Consider the following 18,743-nt stretch of genomic DNA (forward strand, 5'->3'; position numbering starts at 1 on the left):
GTTAGTTTGTCTAGCATCTAAAAATAAAAATTGACGTTCACGTTGTTTGTTTCGTTCAGTTTTCAAAGAACTACTTGGTCGCTCATTTGCGACTTCCTTATGTTAACATCTTCATTTTTCGATGTCAACTAAGTTTTTCAATTTCTTTTTTGCCGTTTTCTGCGTTTCTGCATCAGCGACGTTTATTAATTTATCATATACTTATTCTTAACGTCAATACTTTTTAATAAAAAATTCTTTTTCTTACATAACGAATACATTCTTCCCTATTAGCAACTCTCCGAAATAAACAAAAAATGATTTTATACCTTTCTTCCATCGCCTTTTTTACAACGCTATGTATACGCTCATCTTCAAAATCAAATAAAAGTTCCTCTAACTCTCTCTTCAGTATGTATTCCATTTCTTTTTTCTCTTCCTTCGTCAACATAATCCCAAGCAAATTATCACCCCAATAACTCCTTACGTGTACCTATAAACGCCCCACTCATTTTCAATTATTAATAATGTATCATCAAAAAACAAAATTCTATCACTCATTATATCCACCACTTACGATATTAATCCTTTGTTCTCTTTTTTTAATTTAAAGCATATATGTAACTGAAAAGGATTGGACAAAGGGGCGTAATATTATGTTTTTCTTTTTTATTACGAGTAAAAGAACATTTAAACACATTAGCTTAATAATCGTACTTTCCTTATTTACAGCATGGCTACTCTTTTTAAAAACATATTCACATGAATCTGCTTTTTCAACTGCTACTGGCCCTAAAGTGATTTACAAAGGGGACACTGCAAAAAAACAAGTTGCATTCACGTTTGACATTAGTTGGGGGGACAAAAAAGCTATTCCAATCCTTAATACACTCAAAGAAAGAGAAATTAAGAATGCAACCTTCTTTCTCTCTGCTGCATGGGCTGAAAGACACCCTGATATTGTCGAACGCATCATGAAAGATGGACATGAGATTGGTAGTATGGGCTATAATTACACATCCTACAATTCACTAGAAGCAAATGAAATACGACGAGATCTTTTGCGGGCACAAGATGTTTTTACGAAACTTGGCGTAAAACAAGTCAAGCTATTACGTCCACCTAGTGGCGATTTTAACAAAACAACTCTTAAAATAGCGGAATCACTCGGGTACACCATCGTTCATTGGAGTAACAATTCAAATGACTGGAAAAATCCCGGCGTAAATAAAATCATTTCCACAGTCTCTAGCAATTTAAAGGGTGGAGATATCGTCTTATTACATGCTTCTGATTCTGCTCTTCAAACAAATAAGGCTTTACCATTACTCTTACAAAAATTAAAGAGCGACGGATATGAACAAACATCTGTATCACAACTTATTTCCAACACAAGTACAAAAAGTGAAGATATTAAGTAGTTCCTTTCTACACGGTCCTTCACACATAAAAAGCTCTGCTATCTTTTGTTAAGATAGCAGAGCTTTTTTATCCTAGCATTTACAGACGATAAGAATCTGGATAATTAAAAATCCCCTCTCCTCATTAAGCTGACTTACTCTTTTGTCCAATTAAACGATGCAATACAAGTAACTGATATGAATTACATAATAAAAGTGGTATCACCATTAAATATAACCAATCTGTATCATTAATCCGGAGCGCTGGTACCCATTCAAGAATTGTTACAACAACCATAAAGAACAGAGCGGGAACAAATGCTTTTTTATTCGTTTCTTTACTCTTTATATAAGCGACAATTGCCCCAAACACAAATAACATCCCAGCAACAAGTATGTTATTCCCTAATGAAACTTCCCCATTTGCAACAAGTACTGACCTTAAATAAACGAAATCAAATAATACGAACGCAATAAAGAACAGTTGCACTGTATTCCATAAAGAAGATGACCGAAACATCCCTAATCCAAAACGATGGATCGTTAAATACGCAAAGAACCCCATTTGACTTATAACACTAAAAATAAACCCTACGCCCATCAACCAAAAGGAAATTGCTAAAATCTCTTTTCCGTCGAAATTTTGAAAAAATTTAGCGTACTTGTCCCACTCTAAAACAAAACCAATAAAGACTGTGCTAATCCCACCAAGAAACAACGTCGTAAAAAATAGTCGTACCCACTTGCGGCTATTCACAACACATCCCCCATTATTCTTATATTTCTAATTAAATTGTAACAATGACAATTTCAAAAAGCTAGCCATGTTAATGTATAAATTCCTTAAAGAGATTTATATTAAAAAAAGAGAACTTTGTTGAAAGGAGCTCCAACTTATGAAACGGATGCTGCTCGTTTTGATTTCTTCTTTTCTATTTATAGCACTAGCGGCATGTGCACAAGAAAAAGAAGCAAAATCCGAACTTGATTATGATCAAACAAAAAAAATGATTGTTGATATTTTAAAAACCGATCAAGGAAAAAAAGCGATCCAAGATGTATTAACTGATGAAAAAATGAAACAAGCACTCATACTAGATGAAACAGTAGTAAAGAAAACGATTGAAGATGCACTGGTATCTGAAAAAGGGCAACAATTCTGGGAAAAGCTCTTTAAAGACCCTGAGTTCTCATCGAAATTTGCTAAAAGTATGGGAAAAGAACAAACAAACTTAATGAAAACTTTACTAAAAGATCCTGAATACCAATCAGGTGTTATAGAGATTATGAAAAATCCTGAAGTAGAGAAAATTATGTTACAAACAATGAAGAGTAAAGAATATCGTCAATATTTACAGCAAGTACTAACTGAAACTGCCGAAAGTCCACTCTTCCAAGCTAAGATGATTGACATCATTAGTAAAGGTGTACAAAAAGCCGAAAAAGGTGGATCTGATAAGAAAGGCGCAGGTGGTGAAGGCGGTTCTCAAGATGGGAACAAAGAACAATAATAAAAATTATAGTAATGAGTGGACAATGTATATATTGTCCACTCATTACTACTTTATTTTTGCGCGACAGCTGTTTTATCAATAACTGTCTCAGCTATCGTACGATAAATGAGACCCGTTGTATGTGTATCTTCATATACTGACGGCGCAAAGTCCTCTTTATTCCAATCAGGTTGTTGAAGTGGAATTCGGCCAAGTACATCCGTTTGGAGTTCCGTAGCCAATTTATCTCCTCCGCCTCTTCCAAACACATACTCTTTTTCACCAGTTGCTTTACTTTCAAAATACGCCATATTTTCAACAACACCAAGAATACTATGTTCTGTACGTAAAGCCATGGCTCCAGCGCGCGCTGCTACAAATGCCGCTGTTGGATGCGGCGTTGTTACAATAATCTCTTTACAAGCCGGCAACATCGAATGTACATCTAGAGCAACATCACCCGTACCTGGTGGTAGGTCCAATACTAAGTAATCTAAATCACCCCACTCTACTTCTGTGAAAAAGTGATTTAACATTTTCCCAAGCATCGGTCCTCTCCAAATAACAGGTGCGTTATCTTCTACAAAGAATCCCATTGAGATTACTTTCACGCCTAGACGCTCCACTGGTATTATCTTATCACCTCTTACGATTGGACGTTTTTCTATACCCATCATATCCGGTACACTAAAACCGTAAATATCCGCGTCAATGATACCAACCTTTTTGCCTAAACGAGCTAAAGCAATTGCAAGGTTAACAGAAACAGTTGATTTCCCTACTCCACCTTTTCCACTTGCCACTGCTAAAAATGTTGTATTTGAGTTCGGCGATAATAAGGATTCACTTTTCTCTTCCTCTTGCGGTGGTGCAAACTGAGCTAATTCCTCTTCTGTAAATTCTGCAAAACGAAGTCCAACTGTTGTTGCTCCAAGTTCTTTTACTAACTTTACAATTCCAGACTGCAACTGCATTTGTTCCGCTGTACCCGTCTTTACAATTGCAATTTTAACACTTACATGTTCTTTCTCAGGCTTGACTGTCACCTCTTTAATTGCATTTGTTTCTTTTAACGTTTTATGTATAAACGGATCTACAATCCCTTCCAATGCTTCCACTACCTGCTCTTTTGTTACCATAATTAGCCCAGCCCCCTGTATAAAAAATAACGTAATGTTAATTAAATTTATCTCTCTTTATTTTTGAAATAAATGCGTTTACATTTCCAGTATAACATATTTTCGGAAAACTTCGTTAACGAGAGAAACTCGAAAAAATCCTCCTTATTCTGGAGGATTTCCTTTTTCCGTAAAATAACGTAATATACCACGATATATTGCAGCAGCTACTTTTTGTTGGTATTTCTCCGAATTTAACATATATCTTTCATTCACATTCGATAAAAAGCCAGCCTCAATTAAAGCACCTGGTGTTTTGGCATACTTCAATAAATACACGTGAGGAATTGTTTTAGCAGAACGATTCGTATTTTCTAAGCTTGTTCTCAATTCAGCTTGTATAAATTTCGCAGCCCGTTCATTTTCAATCGAAGAACGATAGTAGAACGTTTGTGCGCCCTTAGATCCACTACTAGTTAGGGCATTTAAATGAATACTCGCAAAAAAGTCTACATCAGGCTTATTAATGATCTCAACACGCTTTTTTAAATCCTCTGCTTTACGTCTACTATATGACTTTGTATCTTTATTAGCTAAATCATAATCTCCTTCACGCGTTAAAATAACTAAAGCACCTTGTTCTTGTAAATAATCTTGTACCTTTTTTGTAATCTCAAGTGTAATATCTTTTTCTACAATATCCTTTCCACCAACAGCCCCTCCGTCTGGCCCACCATGCCCAGCATCTAATACAATCACTTTCCCTGATAAGGGTAAATTCCAAGCTCGCCACGATTTTGTAATTTGAAATTCTTGTTTAACTAAAAAAAACAAAACAACCGCAGCGAGCGCAAAAGAGATAATTCGAATTCTCTTCATACCTTTCCTCCTCCAGCTAGTCCCTCTAATTACTTATATGGGACAAGAGGAAAGTTTATGCTTGTCTTAGTGTAGCTTTAATCGATATCTTCTTTCGCCTTTTTCATACCCTTCCTGCCACCACAGGCCGATAAACTGCTGGCAAGATTCAAAAAGCAATTCCTCGTCTTGCAACTTAATTTCACGTATAGTCATACTCGTTAAAAATTGAAATAACGTTTCAGTTAATTGTTGTTCTTCTTCTAAAGCCCTATATTTCACATCAAAGAATGATTCACCATGATAACCAAATTTACTGTATCTCGCTCCTAATAAATAAGATTCTATCCCTAGTTCAATACAATAATCTTCATACTGACGATGAAGTTCTTGCATCTGAAAGGCATCACGAATATTTAAACGCAATGTTTTTAATGATAATTCTCGCAGCATCTTCCGCTCGTATTTTAACTGCTTTTCTTTTTGTTTTTCTTGTAAGCTGACAATGACATTCATAGTACTTATAAACCTCCCTAATACGTATTAGTCTAAACTTCTAAAGAAGAAGCATACGCGAGGCGGTAGCACTAAAATATTCCAAGCTAAAAAAATTACAAAAGAAGAATTAAACATAAAAAAACCCCAACCAAAATGGTTGGGGTTTGTAGTTCGCAAAAATTAACGTTTTGAGAACTGAGGTGCACGACGTGCGCCTTTAAGACCGTATTTTTTACGCTCTTTCATACGTGCGTCACGAGTTAATAGACCCGCACGTTTTAATGTTAGACGGTATTCTGGATCAGCTTTTAATAAAGCGCGAGAAATACCGTGACGAATAGCACCAGCTTGACCAGTGTATCCACCACCATTTACGTTTACAAGTACATTGTAGTTACCTAAAGTTTCTGTTGCAACTAGAGGTTGTTTCACTACTTCACGTAATGCAGCAAATGGGATATAGTTTTCAAAATCACGACCGTTAATAATAACGCGTCCTTCGCCTGGAACTAGGCGTACGCGCGCTACTGAACTCTTACGACGTCCAGTGCCATAGTATTGAACCTGTGCCAAAGTAAGCCCTCCTTTAATTAATTATCCGCGAAGTTCGTAAACTTCTGGTTGTTGTGCTTGGTGTGGATGCTCTGCTCCAGCATACACGTTTAATTTCTTAGAAACTTGACGTCCTAAACGTCCTTTTGGAAGCATGCCTTTAATTGCAAGCTCTAACATTTGTACAGGGTAGTTTGTACGCATTTCTAGAGCTGTTCTTTGCTTAAGTCCACCTGGGTGGTTAGTGTGACGGTAGTAAATTTTATCGTTTAATTTATTACCTGTTAAATGAATTTTCTCAGCGTTAATAATAATTACATGATCACCCGTGTCAACGTGTGGTGTAAATGTTGGTTTGTGTTTACCACGTAAAATGGATGCTACTTCAGTAGATAGGCGACCTAAAGTTTGACCTTCAGCATCAACCACATACCATTTACGCTCAACTTCGTTAGCTTTTGCCATAAAAGTCGTACGCATGTGTTTCCCTCCTCGTTATCTTTTCCATAGAAAAAATCTATTGTTTATCTTAAACACGATTTCCTTCCGGGGCTAATCGTGGTTTTAGAAACAATACCATATGTTATGATATACTTTTGAGTTTCTAATGTCAAGCAAATGTTACACCAGGATTAGTTGTTATAGTTTACCTGCCATAAGTAAAGTCCATGACCTGGAGCCATCTTTCCAGCAAACTGGCGATTTTGTTTCGCTAAAATCTCTGGAATACTATCTGGATCAAGCTTTCCTTGACCTACGCTAAGTAACGTACCAACAATAATTCTGACCATATTATATAAAAATCCATTACCTACAAAGCGAAAAATTAATTCATCGTCTTGCTCAATTAATTCGATTTCATAAATTGTTCGTACTTTATCTTTTTTGTCAGTTTTTGCCGAACAAAAAGAAGTAAAGTCATGCGTTCCAATAAAATAAGGAATCGCTTTTCTTATAGAGTTTATTTCGAGTGGATATGGATATTGATATACATAATTTCTACGGAATACATCCGCAGTCTTTGATAATAATACACGATAGCGATATTCTTTTTTCTCGACACCGTAACGTGCATGAAATTCTTCTGTTTTCTTCTCTACCTGCCTGATAATAATATCATCCGGCAACATTGTATTTAAAGCATTACTCCATTGCCACTCTTCAAGAGACAAAGGTGTATCAAAGTGTATCACTTGTCCTTTGGCGTGAACGGTAGAATCCGTTCTGCCTGATGCCTGCACACGAACAAGTTCTCCTTTATGCAACTTCTGCAATGCTTTCTCTATTTCTTGTTGAACAGTCCGATGCTGTGGTTGAATTTGGTAACCACAAAAATGAATGCCATCATATGCAACTGTACATTTTATTCTTTCCATTTCTCTATTCTCCATTACGACCGCACCCATGCCAAAATACAAGCTAAACAAAGTAAGCTTACAATTGTTACTGTATCACTTATTTTCCAGCGTAGTTGCCTAAATTTAGTACGTCCTTCGCCACTTTTATATCCACGAGATTCCATCGCAATCGCTAAGTCCTCTGCACGCTTAAAAGCACTGATAAATAATGGAACGAGTAGTGAGATAATAGCTTTCATCCTATCTTTTATCGGTCCCCCGGCGAAATCAATGCCACGTGACGCTTGTGCTTTCATAATTTTACTCGTTTCATCCATTAATGTCGGGATAAAACGTAGTGAAATTGACATCATTAATGCGATTTCATGAACAGGAACTTTTATACGCTTGAACGGCTTTAATAACGTCTCCAACCCATCTGTAATTTCAATAGGTGTCGTCGTTAACGTTAATAATGTCGTCATTAAAATAATAACGAAGAATCGTATAGAAATGTATATTCCTTGCTCTAATCCTTTTTCATGTATCGAAAACCAACCAAGCTGGAATAGTACTTCCCCTTCTTTATTTGTAAAAATATGCAGGAAAAATGTAAAAAGAAAAATCCACAGAATTGGTTTTAAGCCCGAAAGTACATAACGAATCGGCACTTTTGCAAAAAATAAAGCAATGAGTGCATATAAAAATAAAAATCCATATGAAATCGCATTATTTGCTAAGAAAACAACAAATACATATAAAAAGACAATCAACAGCTTCGTACGAGGATCCAGTTGATGAATGAGTGACTGACCTGGAATATATCTCCCAATAATCAACTGCTGCATGATTCATGACCACCTTTTCGTAACACCTGTACAACTTCATGAGTAAGATCCTCTAAAGATAAGGTAGCCTTCGAAATTGAAATACCAAACTTCTCTTCAATTGCACGTTTATACTTTAAAGACATTGGAAGATCCACACCGATTTGTTCTAATTCATCAGCATATGAAAATACTTCCTCTGCTCTTCCTTGCAAAAAGACCGTTCCTTTATGCATGACCACTATTTGATCTGCATACTTAGCGGCATCCTCCATATTATGGGTAACAAGAATGACTGTAAGCCCCTGTTCCTTATGCAAATTGTAAAACATCTCCATGAGCTCGTGCTGTCCTTTTGGATCAAGCCCTGCTGTAGGTTCATCTAATACAAGCACTTCGGGTTCCATCGCAAGTACGCCTGCTATTGCAACACGCCTCATTTGCCCACCGCTTAATTCAAACGGAGAACGTGCTAATAACTCTATGTCCAATCCAACAAGCTGGATTGCATCTTTCGCCTTTTGTTTTGCCTCTTCTTCAGATACACCAAAATTAGTCGGTCCAAAACAAATGTCCTTTTCAACTGTTTCTTCAAATAGTTGATGTTCTGGAAACTGAAAGACAACCCCTACTTTTTTTCGTAGCGGCTTAAGCTTTTTCTCTTTCTTCCCTGCTGAAATTAAATGTTCACCAATTTGAACCGTACCATTTGTCGGCTGCAATAAACCATTTAAATGTTGAATCATCGTCGACTTACCTGAACCAGTATGACCGATAATGGCATAATAGCCCCCACTTGGAAACGACACGTCTACATCATAAAGTGCGCGTCTTTCAAATGGAGTTTTATATTGATAACGATGTTCTACTTTTTGGAATGTAATCTCCAAAGTTCGTTCACCAAGCTTTCCATTGTAAGATGCGTATTTTGCAAGTGAATTTCATTTCTTTTTAATAATTCTGCTATTTTCACCGAAAAAGGTACATCTAATCCAATCTCTTGGAGCATATGAGAGGATTTGAAAATTTGCTCTGGAGTACCTTCCTCTAATATTTCTCCCTTGTTCAAAATAATAATACGGTCTGACTGTGCCGCTTCTTCTAAATCGTGCGTAATCGATAATACCGTAATACCCTTTTGATCAACAAGTTGTCTGACCGTTTCTACTACTTCACGTCTCCCCTGAGGGTCTAACATTGAAGTTGCTTCATCTAGTATTAAAATAGATGGTTGAAGTGCTAGAACACCTGCTATTGCGACTCGCTGCTTTTGTCCACCAGATAACGAATGGGGTTCTTCATTTAAAAAATCTTCCATACGGACAAGTTGCAGAGCTTGTTCTAGTCTTTCTATCATCTGCTCCCTTGGCATTCCGATGTTCTCTAGGCCGAATACAACGTCATCTTGTACTGTCGTTCCAACAAATTGATTATCTGGATTTTGAAATACCATGCCAATTTGCTTTCGAACATCCCATACTGTTTCCTCTGATAAAATCATTGTATCATTTAAAGTAATTTTCCCTGATTCCGGTAAAAATAAGCCATTCAATAATTTTGCAAGTGTAGACTTCCCTGAACCATTTTGTCCAATAACAGATACCCATTCTCCTTCATATAAGGAAAACGAAACATCTTTTAATGCATAAGAGGCTGCCCCAGGATATTGAAATGATATATTTTCTGTCCGAAGTTTCTCTTTTTTCAATACAAGGCACCCTTTCTTTCGTCAAGTTAGCCTATTTTTATACTTAAAAAAAAAGGGCCATGACCAGTTACTTGAAAAGAACTGTCCTGCCCTTTTAATCATCATTATACTAACTCGATAATTACCATTGGTGCTGCGTCTCCGCGACGTGGACCAATTTTTGCAATACGAGTGTATCCGCCTTGGCGCTCAGCATAGCGTGGAGCTACATCAGCGAATAATTTTTGAAGTGCATCTTGACCAGTCTCAGCGTTAGCAACCTCATTACGGATGAAAGCTGCTGCTTGACGACGAGCATGAAGATCTCCGCGTTTACCTAAAGTGATCATTTTTTCCACTACAGAACGAAGTTCTTTTGCACGAGTTTCTGTCGTTTGGATGCGCTCGTTGATAATTAAATCAGTAGCTAAATCACGTAACATAGCTTTACGTTGCGCACTTGTACGGCCTAATTTTCTGTATGCCATTCGTAGTTCCCTCCTTTGTTGATGGGTTTAAATCCTCAGTCGTCTTTACGTAAACCTAAACCTAATTCCTCAAGTTTATGTTTAACTTCTTCTAAGGATTTACGTCCTAAGTTACGAACTTTCATCATATCTTCTTCTGTTTTGTTCGCAAGCTCTTGTACAGTATTAATTCCTGCACGTTTTAGGCAATTATAAGAACGAACAGAATGATCTAGTTCTTCGATAGTCATCTCAAGAACTTTTTCTTTTTGATCTTCTTCCTTCTCGACCATAATCTCAGCATTTTGTGCTTCGTCAGTTAAACCAACAAAGATATTTAAATGCTCAGTTAAGATTTTGGCACCTAAAGAGATAGCTTCTTTTGGCCCGATGCTTCCATCCGTCCATACATCAAGCGTAAGCTTATCATAATTAGCCACTTGTCCGACACGTGTCTTTTCCACTTGGTAAGTCACACGTGATACTGGAGTATAAATAGAATCAATAGGAATTACTCCTATTGGTTGATCTTCGCTTTTATTTGCATCAGCTGGCGTATACCCACGGCCACGCTTTGCAGTTAAACGCATGCGGAAATGCGCATTTTTTGCTAACGTCGCAATGTGTAAATCTGGATTTAAGATTTCAACATCACTATCGTGAGTAATATCAGCAGCTGTGACAATACCTTCGCCCTGTACATCGATTTCCAACGTCTTCTCTTCTTCAGAGTAGATTTTAAGAGCTAACTTTTTCAAGTTTAAGATCATCGTCGTAACGTCTTCTACTACGCCCTCAACTGTTGAAAATTCGTGTAAAACGCCATCAATTTGGATAGCAGTTACAGCGGCACCAGGGAGTGAGGATAAAAGAATACGACGTAAGGAGTTACCCAAAGTAGTACCATATCCACGCTCAAGCGGTTCAATCACGAATTTGCCATACTTAGCATCTTCGTTAAGTTCAACCGTTTCGATTTTCGGTTTTTCGATTTCAATCATTAACTAAACCCTCCTTCAAAACGTCGAAACCCCGGTTAAACAAAGGAAGAACCTCTGTTTAACCGAAAGTCCCCCTTAGGCAGTTCCCGATTGTGCACAACAAGCGATGTTTCTGTACGAAATTTCTCGATAATGCATCATATCCATTATAGACAAAAGGGAAAATTCTATACAGAAAAATTACACACGACGACGTTTTGGTGGACGACATCCATTATGAGGAACTGGAGTAACATCTCTAATTGCTGTTACTTCTAGACCTGCCGCTTGAAGAGCACGAATTGCAGCTTCACGACCAGCACCAGGACCTTTAACAGTAACCTCTAAAGTTTTTAAACCATGCTCCATTGCAACTTTAGAAGCAGCTTCAGCAGCCATTTGCGCAGCGAATGGAGTAGATTTACGAGATCCACGGAAACCAAGTGCACCAGCACTAGACCAAGAAAGTGCGTTACCATGAGTATCTGTAAGTGTTACGATTGTGTTGTTGAAAGTAGAACGAATATGAGCTATACCAGCTTCAATATTCTTTTTCACACGTTTTTTACGAGTGTTTGTTTTACGTGCCATTGTTAGTTCAACCTCCTTTACTTATTATTTCTTTTTATTTGCTACTGTACGACGTGGACCTTTACGTGTACGAGCATTGTTTTTAGAGTTTTGACCACGAACTGGTAAACCACGACGGTGACGAAGACCACGGTAAGAACCGATCTCCATTAGACGTTTAATGTTAAGAGATACTTCACGACGAAGGTCTCCCTCAACTTTAATACGATCGATGATATCACGGATACGTCCTAATTCATCTTCCGATAAATCACGAACTCGTGTTTCCGAAGAAATACCAGCTTCTGTAAGAATTTTTTCAGCAGTTGTGCGACCAATGCCGAATACGTAAGTTAAAGAAATAACAACGCGCTTGTCACGAGGAATATCTACACCTGCGATACGTGCCATTTTGAATGCACCTCCTTCTGATTAACCTTGTTTTTGTTTATGTTTAGGGTTTTCACAAATAACCATTACTTTTCCACGTCTACGAATAACTTTACATTTTTCGCAGATTGGTTTAACTGACGGTCTTACTTTCATGTCTCGAACCTCCTTAAAGATTACGGAGTGCTATATTATTTAAAACGGTACGTAATACGACCACGATTTAAATCGTACGGAGATAATTCTACCGTAACTTTGTCTCCTGGTAAAATACGAATGAAATTCATACGGATTTTACCAGAAACGTGAGCCAATACGACATGCCCATTCTCTAATTCTACTTTGAACATAGCATTTGGCAACGTTTCAAGAACGGTACCTTCGACTTCAATTACATCATCTTTAGCCATTCAATAGTTCTCCCTTCTTCAAATCAGTAACATTTTACACTGCTCTGAAATCCCGGAGAGCCAGCTACTTATAAAGTGGTAAGGATTTCGTATCCTGCTTCTGTAAGAGCAATCGTGTGCTCAAAATGGGCACACCATTTACCATCTACCGTTACCACTGTCCAGTCATCAGATAGTGTTTTTACATATCGTCTTCCTTGATTCACCATCGGCTCAACACAGATGACCATTCCCGGCTTTAATCTAGGGCCTCTATTTGGTGGACCATAGTGCGGGATTTGAGGGTCCTCATGTAAGTCTTGCCCGATTCCGTGACCAACATACTCCCTAACGATCGAGAACCCATTCTCTTCAGCATGTGTTTGAACCGCATGCGAGATATTTGATAATCTTTCGCGTGGTTTTACTTGTTCTAGACCAAGATACAACGATTTTTCTGTGACATCAAGTAGCTTTTGAACAGATTCAGAAATGTTTCCAACTGGATACGTCCATGCAGAATCACCATGGTACCCATTGTATTTCGCACCAATATCGATACTGATGATATCGCCCTCTTCGAGCTTACGCTTCCCTGGAATCCCGTGTACAAGCTCTTCATTTACAGAAGCACAAATGCTCCCCGGAAATCCGTTGTATCCTTTAAAAGATGGCGTAGCACCATATTTTCGAATCGTCTTTTCCGCTATTTGATCGAGCTCTTTCGTTGTAATTCCTGGAGTAATATGTTGTTTCAACTCTTGATGAGTTAAAGCAACGATCCTGCCAGCTTCTCGCATGATTTCTATCTCGCGAGGAGTTTTGCAGATGATCATTACGCTAAGTCTCCGATGAGAACATCGATATCAGCAAATACTTTATTGATATCTTGCTCACCATTAATGCTTTGTAAGTAGCCAAGCTCCTCGTAGAAATCAAGCAAAGGTTTTGTTTGCTTAATATTTACATCTAAACGATTTGCTACAGTTTCTTCATTGTCATCAGAGCGTTGATATAATTCGCCACCACATTTATCGCACACATCAGCTTTTGCTGGCGGATTGAATTCTAAGTGGTAAGTCGCACCGCATTCTTTACAAATGCGACGGCCTGTAAGGCGTGTTAATAACAACCCTGAATCCACATTAATGTTTAAAACATAGTCGATTTTTTTGCCAAGATCTTTCATAATCTCTTCAAGAGCTGATGCTTGTGCAACAGTTCGTGGGAAACCATCTAATAAGAAGCCTTTAATACAGTCTTCTTGGCTTAAACGTTCACGAACAATTCCAATTGTAACTTCATCTGGAACAAGCGCACCTTTATCAATAAAAGATTTTGCTTGTAAACCAAGTTCAGTTTCAGCCTTCATAGCTGCACGGAACATATCTCCTGTTGAGATGTGAGGGATGTTATACTTGGCAATAATCTGTTCGGCTTGTGTACCTTTACCAGCACCAGGAAGCCCCATTAAAATCAAGTTCATCCTTGTTCCCCCTCAGTACATGAGCATGTAGGGAAGACAGTTCTTCCCACTTACTCACTGCTTGATAAACCCTTTGTAATGGCGTTTTACCAATTGGCTTTCTAGCTGCTTCATTGTTTCTAAAGCAACGCCGACAACGATTAACATACTCGTTCCACCAATCTGTGCAGATGGAGGAAGATTTCCCAATTTCGTAAAGATAACTGGTAAGATTGCAATCGCTGCTAGGAAAATTGATCCCACAAAGGTCAAACGATACAAGATTTTTGTTAGATATTGTTCTGTATTCTTACCCGGACGAATACCTGGAACATATCCACCTTGCTTGTTTAGATTCTCTGACATTTGCTCTGGATTAACCTGAACAAATGCATAGAAATATGTGAAGGCTACAATGAGCGCAACATATATGATCATTCCCACTGGGTGAGAATAGTTAAAGTTTGCAATAATCCACTGCGACACATCATGTTTCGGGAAGAACTGTGCAATAGTTGGAGGCGTAATTAAGAATGAAACAGCAAAAATGACTGGAATAACACCCGCACTATTTACCTTAAGTGGTAAATGAGTGTTTTGTGCTCCAGCATGATTCCCATTCCCTCCTGTTACACGCTTCGCGTATTGAATTGGGATCTTTCTAACAGCCTGTTGAATGAAAATAACACCAACAATAACCGCTAGCACAGCTAGTAAAATCAATGCAACTTTAACGATACTCATGAACAATTGATCTCCGATATTTTGAAACTGTTGTTGATACACTTGAGATATAACACTTGGGATCGCTGCGGCAATACCGCCAAAGATAAGAATGGAAATACCATTACCTACACCTTTAGCTGTAATCTGTTCACCTAACCACATTAAAAATGCAGTACCAGCAGTCAGTACCGTAGCAATGTATAAATAAGTGCTCCAACCTGGATTCAAAATTAATTGCCCACCTACCATACCGTTAAAACCGATTGACATACCAAACCCCTGAATAAACGCAAGAACAATTGTAAAGTAACGCGTGAATTGCGTTAGTTTACGACGGCCCATTTCGCCTTGCTTCGACCATTCCGAAAATTTAGGAACAACATCCATCTGCAATAATTGCACGATGATGGATGCTGTAATATACGGCATGATTCCCATCGCGAAGATGGAGAAGTTTTTCAAGGCGCCACCGCCAAATGTATTTAGGATACCTAAGGCATTTAATTGATCTTGTGCTTTCAGTACGTCTCCATTTGTAAATGGCACTGGGATAAACGTGCCAATCCTGAATACGACTAACATCGCTAAAGTGAATAATATTTTACGTCTTATCTCAGCAACGCGCATAAAGTTGGAGATTGTACGAAACATTAGATCACCTCAACTGATCCGCCAGCTGCTTCAATTGCTTCTTTAGCACTTGAAGAGAACTTGTGCGCTTTAACAGTTAATTTTTTCTCTACTGCTCCGCTTGCAAGAATTTTAACACCGTCGTTTAATTTGCTGATAACGCCAGTTTCCAGCAATAATTCAGGTGTTACTTCTGTACCATCTTCAAAACGATTTAACGTTGATAAGTTTACAATAGTAAACTCTTTACGGTTAATGTTTGTGAAGCCGCGTTTTGGTAAACGACGGAATAGTGGAGTTTGACCACCTTCGAAGCCAAGACGAACACCGCCGCCAGAACGTGCGTTTTGTCCTTTATGACCTCTACCAGCAGTTTTACCGTTACCAGAACCGATACCACGACCGACACGGTTACGTACTTTACGAGAACCTTCTGCAGGTTTTAATTCATGAAGTTTCATTCCCAGGCACCTCCTTATATTAATGAGTTATCCTTAAGCTTCTTTTACAGAGATAAGGTGAGAAACTTTGTTGATCATACCAAGAATAGCAGGAGTTTCTTCCTTAACTACAGTTGAATTCAACTTTTTAAGACCTAAAGCTTCTACCGTCGCACGTTGATCTTGTGGACGACCAATTACACTACGAGTGAGGGTAATTTCTAACTTTTTCGCCATTTGTTTTCCCTCCTTAACCTAGTAGCTCTTCTACAGATTTACCGCGTAATTTTGCAACATCTTCAGCGCGCTTAAGTTCGCTTAATCCGTTCACAGTAGCGCGAATCATGTTGATTGGTGTGTTAGAACCAAGAGATTTCGAAAGAATATCTTGTACACCAGCTAATTCTAGTACCGCACGAACAGGTCCACCAGCAATAACACCAGTACCCTCAGCAGCAGGTTTTAAGAATACTTCACCAGCTCCAAAATGACCGTTGATTGTGTGAGGAATTGTTGTACCAACTAATGGTACAGCGATTAGGTTTTTCTTAGCGTCTTCGATAGCTTTACGGATTGCGTCTGGTACCTCTTGTGCTTTACCAGTACCGAATCCAACATGACCGTTTTTATCGCCAACTACAACTAGTGCAGCAAAGCGGAAACGACGACCACCCTTAACAACTTTCGCGACACGATTTATCGTAACTACACGTTCTTCAAGTTCTAATTTACTTGGGTCAATGCGTTGCATCAATTTTCCCTCCTTTGACCATTAAAATTGTAATCCAGCCTCACGAGCAGCTTCAGCTAGAGCTTTAACACGGCCATGGTATAAGTAACCACCGCGATCAAATACTACTTCTTTAACGCCTTTCTCTACAGCACGCTTAGCAACTGATTCTCCAACTTTCGTAGCAGCTTCAGTATTGCTAGTACCGTTAAGAGCAAGGTCTTTATCAAGAGTAGATGCACTTACTAATGTTACACCATTTACATCATCAATAACTTGAGCGTAAATATGTTGGTTAGAACGGTACACGTTTAAACGTGGACGTTCTGCAGTACCAGTAAGTTTAGCACGTACACGTGCATGTCTTTTCTTACGAGTCGCATTTTTAGCAGCTTTAGTGATCATTCTTGTCACTCCTTTCTTTCACCTAACGGGTTTACTTAGCAGTTTTACCTTCTTTACGACGAACAACTTCGCCTTCGTAACGAATACCTTTACCTTTATATGGTTCAGGAGCACGTACAGCGCGGATGTTAGCAGCAAATTCGCCAACACGTTGCTTGTCGATACCTTTAATTACGATTTTAGTTGGTACAGGTACTTCAACTTCAAGTCCTGCTTCTGGAGTCATTTCTACTGGATGAGAATAACCTACGCTTAAAACAAGTTTATCTCCTTGTTTTTGAGCACGGTAACCAACACCGACTAATTCAAGTCCGCGTACGAAACCTGTAGTTACACCTTCAACCATGTTTCCGATTAAAGCACGAGTTGTACCGTGTAATGCACGGTGTTCCTTCTGTTCAGATGGACGCTCAACTGTTAGTGTATTTTCTTCAATTTTGATAGACATATCAGTTTTGAAAGTACGAGTTAATTCACCTTTAGGGCCTTTTACTGTTACAGTATTGTCTTCTGCAACTGTAATAGTAACACCTGCAGGGATTTCAAGAATCTTTTTACCAATACGAGACATGTGGTCACACCTCCGTTCGTTTTAAATATATATTACCAAACGTATGCTACTACTTCTCCACCAGTTTGTAATTGACGAGCGTCTTTGTCTGTCATTACTCCCTTAGATGTAGAAACAAGAGCGATACCTAATCCGTTAAGTACACGTGGTACTTCATCAGCTTTTGCGTAAACGCGTAAGCCAGGTTTACTGATACGTTTTAATCCAGTGATTACACGTTCATTGTTTGCACCATATTTCAGGAAAATACGAAGGATACCTTGTTTGTTATCCCCAATGTATTCTACATCACGAATGAAACCTTCACGTTTTAAAAGTTCAGCGATCTCTTTTTTGATTTTAGAAGCAGGAACCTCTAATTTCTCATGACGTACCATGTTCGCATTACGGATGCGAGTAAGCATGTCTGCAATTGGATCTGTCATCACCATGTGTTTTACCTCCTTCCCATTTGTGGGTTTTACCAACTAGCTTTTTTAACACCAGGAATTTGACCTTTATATGCAAGTTCACGGAAACAAATACGGCAAAGCTTAAATTTGCGGTATACAGAATGCGGACGACCGCAGCGTTCGCAACGTGTATACTCTTGTACTTTAAACTTAGGAGTACGCTTTTGTTTCGCGATCATAGATTTTTTAGCCACGTTTTCGCCTCCTCTACTTAGCGTTGGCTTCCATTATTTTTGGAATGGCATACCGAATTGTGTTAAAAGTTCACGAGCTTCTTCATCAGTTTTCGCTGTAGTAACGATTACGATGTCCATACCGCGGACTTTACTTACTTTATCATAATCAATCTCAGGGAAAATTAGTTGCTCTTTAACACCTAATGTGTAGTTCCCACGACCATCGAATGATTTCTTAGAAACACCACGGAAATCACGTACACGTGGTAAAGAAACTGATACTAATTTGTCGAAGAACTCATACATTTGTTGTCCGCGTAAAGTTACTTTCGCACCGATTGGCATACCTTCACGAAGACGGAAACCAGCGATTGATTTTTTAGCGCGAGTTACAACAGGTTTTTGACCTGCGATTTGCGTTAATTCTTCTACTGCATTGTCTAAAGCTTTTGAGTTAGATACCGCGTCACCAACACCAGTGTTGATTACGATCTTTTCGATTTTCGGTACTTCCATCACAGATTTATAGTTAAACTTGCTCATTAGAGCAGGAGTAATTTCCTTTTGGAACTTCTCTTTAAGGCGATTCAATGAAGTGACCTC

General features: G+C 38.5%; 30 protein-coding genes. 2 read left to right on the top strand and 28 right to left on the bottom strand.

What is annotated here, in order from left to right; all coding sequences use genetic code 11:
- Positions 1–223 precede the first annotated feature (223 nt).
- The gene (locus tag ABH960_RS27245) at positions 224–442 is read right to left on the bottom strand and encodes a hypothetical protein (protein ID WP_002139933.1); all 219 of its coding nucleotides are present in this window, start codon (positions 440–442) and stop codon (positions 224–226) included.
- Between the two features lie 193 nt (positions 443–635).
- Here ABH960_RS27245 and pdaB point away from each other — a divergent pair, with 193 nt between their 5' ends.
- Complete coding sequence (pdaB, locus tag ABH960_RS27250) at positions 636–1,400, top strand: polysaccharide deacetylase family sporulation protein PdaB (protein WP_113938444.1); 765 nt, start codon at positions 636–638, stop codon at positions 1,398–1,400.
- Between the two features lie 124 nt (positions 1,401–1,524).
- Here the strand turns inward: pdaB and kbaA are convergent, their stop codons facing one another.
- Positions 1,525–2,136 (bottom strand): KinB signaling pathway activation protein KbaA, encoded by a 612-nt coding sequence (kbaA, locus tag ABH960_RS27255; protein WP_002124701.1) that lies wholly within the window; start codon positions 2,134–2,136, stop codon positions 1,525–1,527.
- Between the two features lie 139 nt (positions 2,137–2,275).
- Here kbaA and gerD point away from each other — a divergent pair, with 139 nt between their 5' ends.
- Positions 2,276–2,890 (top strand): spore germination lipoprotein GerD, encoded by a 615-nt coding sequence (gerD, locus tag ABH960_RS27260; RefSeq protein ID WP_002009716.1) that lies wholly within the window; start codon positions 2,276–2,278, stop codon positions 2,888–2,890.
- Positions 2,891–2,943: 53 nt separating this feature from the next.
- Here gerD and ABH960_RS27265 read toward each other — a convergent pair whose 3' ends face one another.
- The 26 genes from ABH960_RS27265 to rplE form a co-directional block, all read right to left on the bottom strand.
- Positions 2,944–4,011, bottom strand: coding sequence for an Mrp/NBP35 family ATP-binding protein (locus tag ABH960_RS27265; RefSeq protein WP_113938445.1), 1,068 nt, complete (start codon positions 4,009–4,011; stop codon positions 2,944–2,946).
- A gap of 144 nt (positions 4,012–4,155) precedes the next feature.
- On the bottom strand, positions 4,156–4,869 hold the full coding sequence (gene cwlD, locus ABH960_RS27270) for an N-acetylmuramoyl-L-alanine amidase CwlD (RefSeq protein WP_002009721.1): 714 nt from the start codon (positions 4,867–4,869) through the stop codon (positions 4,156–4,158).
- 66 nt (positions 4,870–4,935) lie between these two features.
- Positions 4,936–5,364: a DUF2521 family protein gene (locus ABH960_RS27275; protein WP_002029335.1), complete on the bottom strand. Its 429-nt coding sequence runs from the start codon at positions 5,362–5,364 to the stop codon at positions 4,936–4,938.
- A 162-nt stretch (positions 5,365–5,526) separates the two neighbouring features.
- Positions 5,527–5,919 (bottom strand): 30S ribosomal protein S9, encoded by a 393-nt coding sequence (gene rpsI, locus ABH960_RS27280; protein ID WP_002009728.1) that lies wholly within the window; start codon positions 5,917–5,919, stop codon positions 5,527–5,529.
- A 21-nt stretch (positions 5,920–5,940) separates the two neighbouring features.
- Complete coding sequence (rplM, locus tag ABH960_RS27285; protein ID WP_002029337.1) at positions 5,941–6,378, bottom strand: 50S ribosomal protein L13; 438 nt, start codon at positions 6,376–6,378, stop codon at positions 5,941–5,943.
- Positions 6,379–6,530: 152 nt separating this feature from the next.
- Complete coding sequence (gene truA, locus ABH960_RS27290; RefSeq protein ID WP_002124694.1) at positions 6,531–7,274, bottom strand: tRNA pseudouridine(38-40) synthase TruA; 744 nt, start codon at positions 7,272–7,274, stop codon at positions 6,531–6,533.
- Between the two features lie 14 nt (positions 7,275–7,288).
- Positions 7,289–8,083 (bottom strand): energy-coupling factor transporter transmembrane component T family protein, encoded by a 795-nt coding sequence (locus tag ABH960_RS27295; protein ID WP_002124692.1) that lies wholly within the window; start codon positions 8,081–8,083, stop codon positions 7,289–7,291.
- Positions 8,071–8,952 (bottom strand): energy-coupling factor ABC transporter ATP-binding protein, encoded by an 882-nt coding sequence (locus tag ABH960_RS27300; protein ID WP_002124690.1) that lies wholly within the window; start codon positions 8,950–8,952, stop codon positions 8,071–8,073. Before ABH960_RS27300 ends, ABH960_RS27295 begins: the two co-directional genes overlap by 13 nt.
- A complete protein-coding gene (locus ABH960_RS27305) occupies positions 8,928–9,770 on the bottom strand; it encodes an energy-coupling factor ABC transporter ATP-binding protein (RefSeq protein ID WP_002009740.1) in 843 nt (280 codons plus the stop codon). Before ABH960_RS27305 ends, ABH960_RS27300 begins: the two co-directional genes overlap by 25 nt.
- A gap of 104 nt (positions 9,771–9,874) precedes the next feature.
- Positions 9,875–10,237, bottom strand: a complete 363-nt coding sequence (gene rplQ, locus ABH960_RS27310) for a 50S ribosomal protein L17 (RefSeq protein WP_000331490.1) — start codon at positions 10,235–10,237, stop codon at positions 9,875–9,877.
- A gap of 35 nt (positions 10,238–10,272) precedes the next feature.
- The gene (locus ABH960_RS27315) at positions 10,273–11,217 is read right to left on the bottom strand and encodes a DNA-directed RNA polymerase subunit alpha (RefSeq protein ID WP_404449553.1); all 945 of its coding nucleotides are present in this window, start codon (positions 11,215–11,217) and stop codon (positions 10,273–10,275) included.
- A gap of 180 nt (positions 11,218–11,397) precedes the next feature.
- A complete protein-coding gene (gene rpsK, locus ABH960_RS27320; protein WP_002009745.1) occupies positions 11,398–11,787 on the bottom strand; it encodes a 30S ribosomal protein S11 in 390 nt (129 codons plus the stop codon).
- A gap of 24 nt (positions 11,788–11,811) precedes the next feature.
- Positions 11,812–12,177 (bottom strand): 30S ribosomal protein S13, encoded by a 366-nt coding sequence (rpsM, locus tag ABH960_RS27325; protein WP_002009746.1) that lies wholly within the window; start codon positions 12,175–12,177, stop codon positions 11,812–11,814.
- Positions 12,178–12,198: 21 nt separating this feature from the next.
- Positions 12,199–12,312, bottom strand: coding sequence for a 50S ribosomal protein L36 (gene rpmJ, locus ABH960_RS27330; RefSeq protein ID WP_000868344.1), 114 nt, complete (start codon positions 12,310–12,312; stop codon positions 12,199–12,201).
- Between the two features lie 35 nt (positions 12,313–12,347).
- Positions 12,348–12,566: a translation initiation factor IF-1 gene (infA, locus tag ABH960_RS27335; RefSeq protein ID WP_001029884.1), complete on the bottom strand. Its 219-nt coding sequence runs from the start codon at positions 12,564–12,566 to the stop codon at positions 12,348–12,350.
- A 68-nt stretch (positions 12,567–12,634) separates the two neighbouring features.
- Complete coding sequence (map, locus tag ABH960_RS27340) at positions 12,635–13,381, bottom strand: type I methionyl aminopeptidase (protein ID WP_404449561.1); 747 nt, start codon at positions 13,379–13,381, stop codon at positions 12,635–12,637.
- A complete protein-coding gene (locus tag ABH960_RS27345; protein WP_002124689.1) occupies positions 13,381–14,031 on the bottom strand; it encodes an adenylate kinase in 651 nt (216 codons plus the stop codon). Before ABH960_RS27345 ends, map begins: the two co-directional genes overlap by 1 nt.
- Before the next feature lie 54 nt (positions 14,032–14,085).
- Entirely contained in the window at positions 14,086–15,387 is a 1,302-nt protein-coding gene (gene secY / locus ABH960_RS27350) for a preprotein translocase subunit SecY (protein ID WP_002124688.1), read from the bottom strand.
- Positions 15,387–15,827, bottom strand: a complete 441-nt coding sequence (rplO, locus tag ABH960_RS27355; protein ID WP_002009754.1) for a 50S ribosomal protein L15 — start codon at positions 15,825–15,827, stop codon at positions 15,387–15,389. Before rplO ends, secY begins: the two co-directional genes overlap by 1 nt.
- A gap of 33 nt (positions 15,828–15,860) precedes the next feature.
- The gene (gene rpmD / locus ABH960_RS27360) at positions 15,861–16,043 is read right to left on the bottom strand and encodes a 50S ribosomal protein L30 (protein ID WP_002009757.1); all 183 of its coding nucleotides are present in this window, start codon (positions 16,041–16,043) and stop codon (positions 15,861–15,863) included.
- 13 nt (positions 16,044–16,056) lie between these two features.
- The gene (gene rpsE / locus ABH960_RS27365) at positions 16,057–16,557 is read right to left on the bottom strand and encodes a 30S ribosomal protein S5 (protein WP_002009759.1); all 501 of its coding nucleotides are present in this window, start codon (positions 16,555–16,557) and stop codon (positions 16,057–16,059) included.
- Between the two features lie 21 nt (positions 16,558–16,578).
- A complete protein-coding gene (gene rplR, locus ABH960_RS27370) occupies positions 16,579–16,941 on the bottom strand; it encodes a 50S ribosomal protein L18 (protein WP_002009761.1) in 363 nt (120 codons plus the stop codon).
- Positions 16,942–16,972: 31 nt separating this feature from the next.
- Positions 16,973–17,512, bottom strand: a complete 540-nt coding sequence (rplF, locus tag ABH960_RS27375; RefSeq protein ID WP_002009762.1) for a 50S ribosomal protein L6 — start codon at positions 17,510–17,512, stop codon at positions 16,973–16,975.
- Positions 17,513–17,544: 32 nt separating this feature from the next.
- On the bottom strand, positions 17,545–17,943 hold the full coding sequence (gene rpsH, locus ABH960_RS27380; protein ID WP_002009764.1) for a 30S ribosomal protein S8: 399 nt from the start codon (positions 17,941–17,943) through the stop codon (positions 17,545–17,547).
- A 29-nt stretch (positions 17,944–17,972) separates the two neighbouring features.
- Positions 17,973–18,158 (bottom strand): 30S ribosomal protein S14, encoded by a 186-nt coding sequence (gene rpsN / locus ABH960_RS27385; RefSeq protein ID WP_001085700.1) that lies wholly within the window; start codon positions 18,156–18,158, stop codon positions 17,973–17,975.
- 33 nt (positions 18,159–18,191) lie between these two features.
- The gene (gene rplE / locus ABH960_RS27390; RefSeq protein WP_002091528.1) at positions 18,192–18,731 is read right to left on the bottom strand and encodes a 50S ribosomal protein L5; all 540 of its coding nucleotides are present in this window, start codon (positions 18,729–18,731) and stop codon (positions 18,192–18,194) included.
- Positions 18,732–18,743: the final 12 nt, after the last annotated feature.

The organism is Bacillus sp. RC252 (genome assembly GCF_044909215.1).
GTDB classification, from domain to species: Bacteria; Bacillota; Bacilli; order Bacillales; family Bacillaceae_G; genus Bacillus_A; species Bacillus_A mycoides.